Raw genomic sequence first — 11,020 nt, forward strand, 5'->3', positions numbered from 1 at the left:
AGTTCACTTTTGTTCTTCTACTCCTGACTGTGCATTAAGACACCAGTCGTATGGGACATATTGAATCCGTATCTCTTTCCCTTTGAGAAAAGTAGCATCTGCTTCCGGAAGATATTCCGCAATGAAATTGATAACGCTACCGTGGGTGTCCTCAAAGTCTTCTGCGTACCACTCAAAAATCTGTGAAAGGTATAGCACACCATTTTCACGGTCTAAACGTACTTTTTCTGGATTATTGATAAACTTTGCTGTGGAATTGTCGAGCCGCTCTTCAAGCGTTTCTGGAACGAACGCTCGCTTCTCCAAAATTGGGCATCCTAGCGACGCACAAACTAGCGCGAAATGGATGCGCGGGTCCCCATATTCATATCGAATGATGTCATGTTCAATGTTGTCCAAGGTGTAGCCGCGTCCACCAACTTGGAACTTGATACGAGAAAAGAAACCGCCGAATAGCTTGATTTTACGAACGCTTGTTGTCGGGTAGTGGTCAAGGACACCCTTGATCGTGAGCGCATTGTAGGCGTTAATCCAAAAGGCGAGTCCGGTCTGAAAAGTCGCCTTATCGCTAGGCGCGTTCACGGCAAGCAGATCCAAATAAGATTGCAACGTTCCCGGATCGTTTTTGAGCCCGGCGTAGTCAACTCGCCCTTGCGAATCGACATATTTTTGCAAAACTTGGTCAAATAGTTCGTGGCTAAATTTGTCATCAGTTGTGGTAACTTGACTTTCTGTTCCGTCCTGCTCTTCGCTTTCAACCCGATGCGGATACAGAAACCACGTACCTAAAACACATAAGACAGTAACCCCGCCAATTAACCAACGTGTTGTTGATTTCATCGTATTTTACCCTATGACGCGTACTTCTCTATAACAGCCCGATCAATTTCAATGCCTAAGCCCGGTTCCTGCGGGACGGGGACGTATCCATCGACCGCCTGAATCGGTACTTTGGCGAGATCGGTGCGCAGACCGTTCTCCGTCATGTCGAACTCAAACAACGAAGGAATGGGGTTTAACGCTTGTGGGGAATCCGGAATTGTTGCTTGCCAGTGCAATGTGGCGGCAAGACGGATGCTACTGCCCCACATGTGCGGCAGTACACGGAGATGGTTGGCGCTCGCCATCGCGGCGATCTTGCGGCATTCGGTGAATCCGCCCGCAATACTCACATCGGGCTGGACGATGTCATATCCACGCCTTTGGATCAGGTCTCGGAACCCCCAGCGCCCCTGTAAGCCCTCGCCGCCGGCAATTCGCATATTGAGTGCGCGGCGGATCTCTACGTAACCCTCCACATCGTTTGTCGTAATCGGTTCCTCATACCAGAAGAGATCATTCTCAGCGATCTTCTGTCCCACATCAATTGCTGTCCCAACATCATAACCGCAATTCGCATCAACTGCAAGGATAACCGTATTTCCAACCGCTTTCCGCACAGCGGCTACATTTTTAACATCATAGGCTTCTCCAAATCCAACCTTCATTTTCATCGCGGAGAATCCTTGATCAACGTAACTTTTTGCCTCGTCCATCAAGGTTTGGGTGATGTCAGGGACGTCTTTTTTAAACAGCCCGGTGGCATAGGCAGGGATCCGGTTTCTGAACGCGCCACCGAGGAGACGGTAAATAGGCTGATTCAATGCTTTCCCCACAATGTCCCACAGTGCGATGTCCACTCCACTTATGGCGGCGGCATTGCTCCTGCCTTGGTGCATCGTGTTCCAGATGACCTCTATATCAAACGGATCCTTTCCAATCAAGCAGGTGTCAATCGCCACTTGCGATGGCGTGCTTGTACCTTCGCCCCAGCCTACAATGCCAGCATCGGTGCGAATCTCCACGATACCCGCATTTCTCGTCTTTGACCATGATCGTGCGTTTGCAAACGGTTCGATTAATGGATAACTGAGATTGTAGGTTTTGACCTCGGTGATTTTCATGTTTTCCTTGATGCGCGATATATGATAGTGCAGGTTGTCGTCCCTCGTTCCGGCGTTGGTCTAAATCGTGAAACGTGAAACGTAATGCGTAAGAAGTTCATTATGCACAAGGGTTACGGGATATGGACCCCGATAAGATTAGGATTCAAAACAATATATCTACTACTAGCAACCTGAATTATGATAGGCAGAACATTCAGACCAAATACAGATATTCTGAGATTGCTTTATCGTGGTAACTTCAGTCAGTCTATCTTGGAAAATTATGGCATTATAACATAAGTGCACGCCGAAAGCGAATACTAAATGCCTCCTGAATGTAGAGCAATGCGCTACAACCGAAAAAGGTATCACTGAAGTGAATGGAACAATGACTTCACCACCTCATCTCTTCCAAGAAGGGATTGTTTTCATCGTAGTAATATGCAGCCTCTTCAACAGAGATTTGACTCTCTTTGGTGAGTCGCAGTGGGGAAGAAAACTGCTCGATAACCCCCTTTTGAGCCAGCCATTCGCAGACAAGTCCGACCCAAGCCTGCCGCACTCCGAAGTAGTCACTCAACTCAGTGGCGGTGCGTGTACCGCCTGCGCTCGCCAAGAAATCGAAAAGCGGCTGAAAAAGGGTGAAGGTTTGATCATTCAGATAGCGGTCAATCGTCTCAAGTGTGCGACGAACCATTTCCTCATCCTTATCTTTATGGATTAAATCTGTAAAAACCGCGTCAAAGAAATTGGGGTTATGTTCCCTCGCTTGATAAATAGCTTTCCGCTTCGGCACCTCTCCGTGCATAATGGTCTCAACCCGTGCCAACTGCTGAACCACAAACATAATGTATAAAAAACTATAGCTGAGATCTTTTTTTATATAGAACCACTTTTCTGCCTTTGTCAATAGCGCGAAGATACTATTTCCGGCGTTTATAAGTTGTGTTTCTTGGTCTCTTTGACCGATCTGTTTCAGGTCGCTATGCCATTTCTCGATGGCTTCATCCCTCGTAAAAAGCACTCGACTTCTGGATAGAATTGAATGCAATTCACTTCCCTGCAATCCACCTTCTAGGAGCTGCTGGTATCGCTTTCGTGGATGCATCGTCACATTGATATTCACACCATTTTCTACTAGGCTGTAGTGTTCATCGAATTTTGCGTCGTCGCGCCCAATGAGGAGGAGGTTGACGTTAGTATGTTGCCAAACATTATCTTCTGCGAGGTTACTTGTGAGAATCGCTGCGATGATGTACCGATCGTCTTTGACCTTATCCACGAAGGCCCCCAGCGCAGCCATAATCTGAGGGTGTGCGTCCGCCCCGATGCGAAGATCGGGATTCAAAGCAAATTTCAATTGTGGGGGAGGCGATTTGCTCATTGTGACAGTTTCTTTCCGGTCATAATAGTAGGCAGCTTCTTCCATTTCGATCTGACTTTTCAACGTGATCTTCACAGGGGTAGATACCTGTTGAATGATGCCTTTTTGCGCTAACCATTCATAGGCAGCATCAAAACGATTGTCACCGATCTTCTTTTGGAAGTAATCATTTAACTCCGTTGTAGATCGAGGACCGGCCGCTTCGGCTAAGAAATCTAGGATTGGTTGGAAGATAAATAGTTTCTCGTTAAGGTAGTCACTGATAGTATCTAGAGCGTTTTGGATGACCCCTTCATTCTTCTCACAGTTAATCAGATCTGAATAGGTAACACGGAAAAAGTCGGGATTATATTCAAGCGCGGGCTGGATGACCTCTCGCGACGGCACCTCATCGTTCAGGATTACCTCAATTCTCGCCAAGCTTTCCACCACACGCAGGATGGACAGGAAGCTATAATTGATGTCTTCGTTGACATAAAACTGCTTTTCGGCATATCTCAATGTGGGGAGCAGTCCGGTTGTAACAATGAGGAGTTGGAGCGCCCTATCTCTCCCACCGATATTATGTAGATTGGCGTTTTGATACCACGTTTTGACTGATTCATCGCTACAGAAAAGGAGGGTACTACGGGAGAAGAAGGAGTGCTCAAATGAGCCTTGCAGCGCTGCTTCCTGCCATCGTCTTAATTGACTTCTTGGCACGACTTCCGCATGGATGTTGACATCGTTTTCTGCTAAAGTGTAACCTCTAGGATTACCTTTTCCCTCTCTTTGGACGAGTAGGAGATCGATGTCGGATTTGTCCCAGACTTGGTCGTAGGACATACTACCGCACAGAATAGCAGCGATGATATTCCGATCTTTCTGGACCTTTGTGACGAGGGAATCCAACGCATCACGATAGCGTTTTTCAACAGCAGCTTGCGATTCCATCATTTGACATTCTCCTTTCCAGATGGCATTTCAATATAGCACATATATGTGAAGTGTTCAAGAAAAATCTAAGGACAATCACTGAGCGTAGCGAGTGTAGCATTTCTGCGACGATGGTGTGGCATAGTTTCGACAATCTCTTTGTTAGCACGATACTCCGTTGCAATCACAGCGTATATCAGAAACAGATACAAAGTCGCCCGGAGAAAGCGTTTTCTGCAAAACTTGGATTTTTTGACAACCTCTTTCAGTGATTCAAGATAGCTGTGGTATCGAAATTGCGCGTGGTTGGTGAACAAGTAAATTTCGTTTTGAGATTGAATCCGGTTCCACTTCAAAAGGAGGATTACCCCATGAAAAAGGAACTGTTTTTCAAGCTAAGCCTTTTGTTCGTTTCTGTTCTGTTTCTACAGGATAGCTTTGCCCAAGATTCTCCGCAATGGCGTTTACCCGAAAATGTCAAGGCGCGCCTCGGTAGGGGAAGCATAGTTGAGATGCGGTATTCTCCGGACGGAACTCGCCTCGCGGTGGCTAGCTCTATCGGGATTTGGTTTTATGATACAACAACCCTTCAAGAGGTTGATCTGTTCACCGGGCATACCTCTTGGGTCACTAGCATCGCGTATAGTCCAGATGGACAGATGCTAGCGAGTGGTAGCGCTCGAGGGGATAACACCATCCGTCTATGGGATGCCATCACGGGTGAACACAAGCGAACCCTCACCGGACATAGTTGGACTGTCCATAGCATGGCATTTAGTCCAGATGGGAAAATGCTGGTAAGTGGGAGTGGAGACCAGACCGTCCGTCTGTGGGATGTCGCCACGGGTGAAGAAAAGTGGAGTTTCAGCGATTCCAGATCTTGGGTACAGAGCGTTGCGTTTAGCCCAGATGGAGAAACGCTGGCATGTGGACATTCGATCGGTACATTGCGAGTGTGGGAGGTTACGACGGGTGAACAAAAGTGGACAGACGGGCATCCAATTGTGATTTGGAGTATCGCATTCAGCCCGGACGGCGAGATGTTGGCGAGTGTGAGTGGGGACAAGACCATCCAACTATGGGATACCGTGACAGGTGAACGCAAACGAACCCTCACTGATCATACAGATAGGGTCCGTAGTGTTGCCTTCAGTCCGGATGGGGAGACGCTAGCAAGTGGAAGTTGGGATGGCACAGTGCGGCTGTGGAATGTTGCGACGGGTGAACAAAAGCTGAGGATCGGAGGCCTAGGTTGGGTCAAAAATGTTGTCTTCAGTCCGGATGGGGAGACACTAGCAAGTAGGAGTAATGATGAAACCATTCGTCTGTGGGATGTCACGACGGGTGAACAGAAGGGGAGGATCACCGGGTATGCATCTGAGGTCTCTAGTGTTGCCTTCAGTCCGGCTGGGGGGATACTGGCAAGTGCGGAGGAAAATGGTGTGGTGTATCTTTGGGACGGGGTGACCGGAAGGCACAAGCGGACCCTCGCTGGGCATACGGATTGGGTCCATAGCGTCACGTTCAGTCCGGATGGGAAGACGTTGGCAAGTGGAGGTGGCGATGAAACCATCCGTCTTTGGGATGTTGTAACGGGTGAACAGAAGGGGACAATCAGGCAGACATCTGCTGTTGGTAGTGTTGCGTTCAGTCCGGATGGACGGACGCTGGCGAGTGAGGGTAAAAATACGGTGTATCTATGGGATGTTATGGCAGGTGAACGCAAGAAAGCATTCACCGGGCACACGGGAGGGATCCAGAGTCTTGCGTTTAGTCCGGCTGGAGAGACGCTGGCGAGTGGGGATTGGAACGGTACTATCCGTCTGTGGGATGTCGCAACAGGTGAACAGAAAGAGACCCTCTTCGCCCAAGGTTCGACTATCTGGAGCCTCGTATTTAGTCCAGATGGAAACACGCTCGCAAGCGCGGGTAGCCGAGAGATTCGTCTGTGGGACACCGTGACAGGCGAACAGAAGGGAACACTAGTCGGGTATGAGGATGATATCTTGAGCCTTGCGTTCAGCCCGGATGGGCGGACACTCGCTAGTGGCGGAGGACGATGGGATTATACTCTTCGTCTGTGGGATGTCGTGACGGGTGTCTCCAAGGGGATTCTCACCGGGCATACGTGGACTGTCACTAGCCTTGCGTTCAGCCCGGACGGAGAGACACTGGCAAGCGGGAGTGGGGATGGCACGGTGCTCCTGTGGGAACTCCCGCCCCCAACGGTGTTCGGAGATGTCAACCGCGATGGTGTGGTGAACCTTCAAGATTTGATGTACGTTCACTCAAACTTTGGGAGGATAGGACAGGACGGTGCCGACCTAAACGGGGATGGCGTGGTCAACCTCCTGGATCTGGTCACGGTTGCCGGGGCGATAAGGGAGGCTGCGGCGGCTCCTTCCGCACATTCGGTGGCACTTACGTCCCTTACCGAGGCGGCGGTCCGGGGCTGGCTCACTCAAGCACAGGGGTTAGATCTCACGGATCTAAGGTTACGAAGGGGAATTTTCTTCCTTGAGCGGCTCCTTGCTGCAGTAACGCCGAAAGAAACAGGACTGTTGCCCAACTATCCGAATCCGTTCAATCCAGAGACGTGGATACCGTATCACCTCGCCCGCGCCTCCGATGTGACACTCACAATCTACGACACAACAGGTGCGATGGTTCGCCAACTATATATGGGACATCAGCCGGCAGGATTCTATACCGCTCGGAACCGCGCGGTGTACTGGGATGGACGTAACGAAAACGGGGAACCGATCGCAAGTGGTATCTATTTTTACCAACTCCGGGCAGGGGATTATACCGCTACAAGGCGGATGGTGCCTGTTAAATAGTACCGCAAATTAGGGAGAAGCAGGAGGTTTCCTATTGTCTAAGTTTCAACCGAAGTTCAAAACTTGCCATCCCGCACTTCAAACTTCGTCGGTTTCCCCAAGGTTGTTCCTCCGATTTCTGCCCAATGCGCTACCCACTGTACCATCTGTTCAAGTGAAACTCGCGGATAACCAAAAAGCTGATGACAGTGAGCGGCGTTACTCAAGAGTGCGGTTTCTGCTTCTATCCCTTCAAAGGCGGGTGTTTTTCCGAAAATTTCACCGAATCGTGTGGCGAGCCAGCGAATCGAAACGATTTCTGGACCTGTGAGATTAAGAAGCATCGGTGGACTTTGGCAGTGCATGAGGGCACGTAGTACGACTGCGTTTGCGTCTCCTTGCCAGATGACGTTGGCAGCTCCCATTGTCACATCTACAGGTTTTTCGTAATAAACTTTTTCTGCGATGTCCAGTAGGATGCCGTACCGCAGATCGATGGCGTAGTTCAAACGGAGGATTGCGAGAGGGGTGCCAAATTGATTTGAGGTGTGCTCAAACACCCGCTCGCGACCAAGGCAGGATTGTGCATATTCGCCGATCGGCTCCACAGGGTGCATCTCCGTCGCACCGCCGTGTGAAATGGGTGTTAGTGGATAGACGTTTCCTGTTGAAAAAACGACGATTCGGGAGTTCCGATATTTTTTTGCCACTCGGCCGGGCATATAGGTATTCATTGCCCATGTCAGGGGTTCATTGCCGGTGGAGCCAAACTTCCTGCCCGCCATAAAAATCACATTGGGGACCTCCGGCAACGCTTGCAACTCGGTTTCGCTGAGCAAATCACACGCAATGGTCTCAATGCCAACCCGATTCAGATCTGCCTGTAAGCCGGGTGATGAGAAACGGGACACGCTGATCACTCTCTTGTCCGAACCAGCTTCATCAATGGCGCGTTTTGCCAGTTTTGCGAGCGTTGGTCCCATCTTCCCACCCACACCGAGTATAAGCAGGTCGCCCGCCATTTCTCCCATCGCTTCAACGACCTCTAGCGTCGGTGTAGACATCACGTCCTCAAGTTGCTCTGAATCCTCAATGTATTGGGGATGCAATATTGTTCCCATTGTATCTATCCCTTTTACTTCCGTCGTGAAAGATAGGACGAGAGCGCATAATCAAACGGTGTTGCTGTGTCAATTTGTACGTAGTCAATTAGGCTGGCACCGCATCCCCGACGATAGGCTTGAATGAATTCCCCCAACTGTTCCAGATAGCCAGCTTTGAGTGCCTCTGCTTGCGTTGAGAGGGTTCCCTCCGTCTCCATATCTCGAAAAACTACTGGTCCCTCAAACGGGAATGTCATCTCGGCTTTGTCGAGCAGATGGAAAACAATGACCTCATGCTTGCGGTGGCGAAAATGTTTGAGGGCAGACAGGACTTCTGACGGTTGATCGAGGAGGTCGGAGATTACGATGACCAATCCACGACGGATAATCCGTTTGGCGAGTTCGTTAAAAGTGGCGCTGATACTCGTTTCTTCGCCCGGCTGGATACTTTCTAAGGTAGACATGATAGCGTGCAGATGGGTTGCAGCACCGCGTGGTGGGATGTATTCCCTGATATGTGTGTCAAAGACCGCTAAACCTGCGGAGTCCCGCTGCTTGAGCATGAGATACGTCAACGATGCGGCGAGGTAACAAGCGTATTCGAACTTAGTGATGCCGCTGTCGTCATATTTGTAGTTCATTGATCCGCTGGCATCGAGCAGGATATAGGCGCGAAGGTTGGTTTCCTCCTCAAACTTTTTGATGTAGTAACGGTCGGATTTACCGTACACCTTCCAGTCGATATAACGGATGGCGTCGCCGGGCATGTATTGCCGATGCTCTGCAAATTCCACGCTGAAGCCCTGATATGGACTTTTGTGCCGTCCCGTGATAAAACCCTCCACGACAAGACGGGCGACTAGTTCCATACCGCCGAGCCGGGAGAGTGCTGTGGGATCTAAGTATCTGTGAGATGTTCTCATGATCTTTCCGTTCTTTGAAGAGGAATGTTGAGATTAAGATGATTGTATGTTGAATATTCTTGCCTCTGGGTGAGGCACAATAATCGCAGCGACCGAACCCTCCGGCATCAGTTGAAATTCCTCCGATAGCTCAACACCGATTCGCTCCGGTTCAAGCAGCTGTCGTAGCTTGGCGAGCGCTGCTAAGTCTGGACAGGCAGCATCCCCAAACCGAAAACGTGCACCCTGATAGCTCCCGTGAAACAGATCGAGGACGTACGGACTATCTTCTGCAGCGATGTCAAGTTCAAGACGGATCTGCCTGTGCGCATACTCTTCCAGTGCCTCAGTCGTCTCAATAGCCATGCCGCGTAGATGCAGGTATCTTCCCTCATTTCCTTCAGCCCTAGCGTGTTCCATAACCTCCGTAATTGTCGGTCCAACCGTGACAAGCTGAAACGCCACGACATCCATCTGAATAGAATCAACGCTGGCAAAATAATCGGTGATACAGCGTCGCTCTTCGGTGTGGGTCTGACGGGGAAAAGTGAAACGAACCCATTCGGTCTGCGCATCGGCGTGGTAGATGATGAGGTCGTCGCCCTCCGACTGGGCATGAAAATAGCCGTACACCACCAATGGACGCAACCAATCGTTATCCATGCAGAGCTGCTTGTAATGTTGGTATATCGGCACAACTTCTCGCTCAATGAAGCGATCATACTCATGCTGTAACATACCTGGCTGACGGCGATACCCCCACTGAACGCGAAACAGTACCACAGGATTGATATAGTTGTAGACCTGTTCTAACGAGATGTCGGTAACGACCCTTGCGCCGTAGAATGGTGGCGTTGGAATGCTGGAGTTAGACGCAAGCTGCAAGGTGTGAATCCTTCCTTCTCTTCTTGAGAACCGTCCTCTACTCTACTCGCCCAGAAGCCAATTCGTACTTGCCCTGAATCCCCTTGACGGCTGTTGCACTCCCATGTCGCCAGAAGTAATTCCCGAACTGTGATGCCAGCCGAATAGCCTCATTTGGCTGCTGATCAATGAGATTATTTCGCTCACGCGGATCTTCAAGCAGGTTGTAGAGTTCGTCAGGCTCGCCTTCAGGGCGCTGGATATAGCTCCATGTCGCATCCCGGACACACCGATCCGCACCCTCATGGTATCCCGTAATAATCGTGTCGCGATGTGAGTCGTTGTTCCCTTTGAGAACACTGAGGAAACTGTCACCGTGCATCGACGAGATATTATTCCCAAATCCGAGCGCCTCAAGCACGGTCGGAAGGAAATCTTGGAATTGGACGATTGCACCGGTTCGGCGTGCACCTTCACCCTTCGGCAATCGCACCATAAAGGGAATCTTGAGAAGTTCGTTGTACATCCGATCTGCGCCCTTGAGGAATTTCCCGTGATCGCCGAGGGGGTGTCCGTGGTCTGCAAGCAGGAAGATTAGCGAATCGTCATAATACCCAAGCTGTTTCAACTGGTCAAAGAGGCGACCAAGGCAATGATCCACAAAAGCTGCCTCGCCGGCGTAAAGCCCCTGAATATGCTTAATCTCGGCACCGCTCGCCCAATCGCTTGCCATGCCACCCATCGGCATAACGATGCGAGGTCCACTATAGTCCGAATCGGTATAGGTATCCCACGGATCCGGCGGATCCCACGGTTCGTGTGGGTCAAAGGAATCGATCCAGAGGAAGATTTTCTCATGTGGACGGTTATCCTCAAGCCACTCAGCGGCTTCGTCCACCACCTTATGGGCAAACCAATCCTCGGGTCCTGCGAACTGATCGGTATTTGCTAGAAACTGACTGATTCGATTGCGCCACTCTTCGGGGAAATTCGCGTTGAGATAGTCGTTGAGATTCCGTTTCAGAGGGGCGGACACATACGGATCATACTCCTGCCCACGAATCCAACGGTACGCGTGGAAGTCACGGTGGAAGTTCATCCTCGGTGC

General features: G+C 50.2%; 8 protein-coding genes. 1 reads left to right on the top strand and 7 read right to left on the bottom strand.

Annotated features, from left to right (window positions below; all coding sequences use genetic code 11):
- Positions 1-3 precede the first annotated feature (3 nt).
- The 3 genes from J4G02_07110 to J4G02_07120 form a co-directional block, all read right to left on the bottom strand.
- On the bottom strand, positions 4-840 hold the full coding sequence (locus J4G02_07110; protein ID MCE2394344.1) for a DUF547 domain-containing protein: 837 nt from the start codon (positions 838-840) through the stop codon (positions 4-6).
- A gap of 11 nt (positions 841-851) precedes the next feature.
- Entirely contained in the window at positions 852-1,943 is a 1,092-nt protein-coding gene (locus J4G02_07115; protein MCE2394345.1) for a mandelate racemase/muconate lactonizing enzyme family protein, read from the bottom strand.
- Positions 1,944-2,319: 376 nt separating this feature from the next.
- Positions 2,320-4,245, bottom strand: a complete 1,926-nt coding sequence (locus tag J4G02_07120; protein ID MCE2394346.1) for a hypothetical protein — start codon at positions 4,243-4,245, stop codon at positions 2,320-2,322.
- 350 nt (positions 4,246-4,595) lie between these two features.
- Here J4G02_07120 and J4G02_07125 point away from each other — a divergent pair, with 350 nt between their 5' ends.
- Complete coding sequence (locus J4G02_07125) at positions 4,596-7,064, top strand: T9SS type A sorting domain-containing protein (protein ID MCE2394347.1); 2,469 nt, start codon at positions 4,596-4,598, stop codon at positions 7,062-7,064.
- 56 nt (positions 7,065-7,120) lie between these two features.
- Here J4G02_07125 and J4G02_07130 read toward each other — a convergent pair whose 3' ends face one another.
- Genes J4G02_07130 through J4G02_07145 form a run of 4 tightly spaced genes read right to left on the bottom strand, consistent with a single transcriptional unit; the run spans position 7,121 to position 11,011 of the window.
- Positions 7,121-8,164, bottom strand: coding sequence for an NAD(P)-dependent oxidoreductase (locus tag J4G02_07130; protein MCE2394348.1), 1,044 nt, complete (start codon positions 8,162-8,164; stop codon positions 7,121-7,123).
- 14 nt (positions 8,165-8,178) lie between these two features.
- Positions 8,179-9,069, bottom strand: a complete 891-nt coding sequence (locus tag J4G02_07135; protein MCE2394349.1) for a DUF58 domain-containing protein — start codon at positions 9,067-9,069, stop codon at positions 8,179-8,181.
- A 33-nt stretch (positions 9,070-9,102) separates the two neighbouring features.
- A complete protein-coding gene (locus J4G02_07140; protein MCE2394350.1) occupies positions 9,103-9,933 on the bottom strand; it encodes a hypothetical protein in 831 nt (276 codons plus the stop codon).
- Between the two features lie 37 nt (positions 9,934-9,970).
- The gene (locus J4G02_07145; GenBank protein ID MCE2394351.1) at positions 9,971-11,011 is read right to left on the bottom strand and encodes a sulfatase-like hydrolase/transferase; all 1,041 of its coding nucleotides are present in this window, start codon (positions 11,009-11,011) and stop codon (positions 9,971-9,973) included.
- Between the last annotated feature and the right edge of the window lie 9 nt (positions 11,012-11,020).

The sequence above is a fragment of the Candidatus Poribacteria bacterium genome, assembly GCA_021295755.1.
Classification (GTDB): domain Bacteria; phylum Poribacteria; class WGA-4E; order WGA-4E; family PCPOR2b; genus PCPOR2b.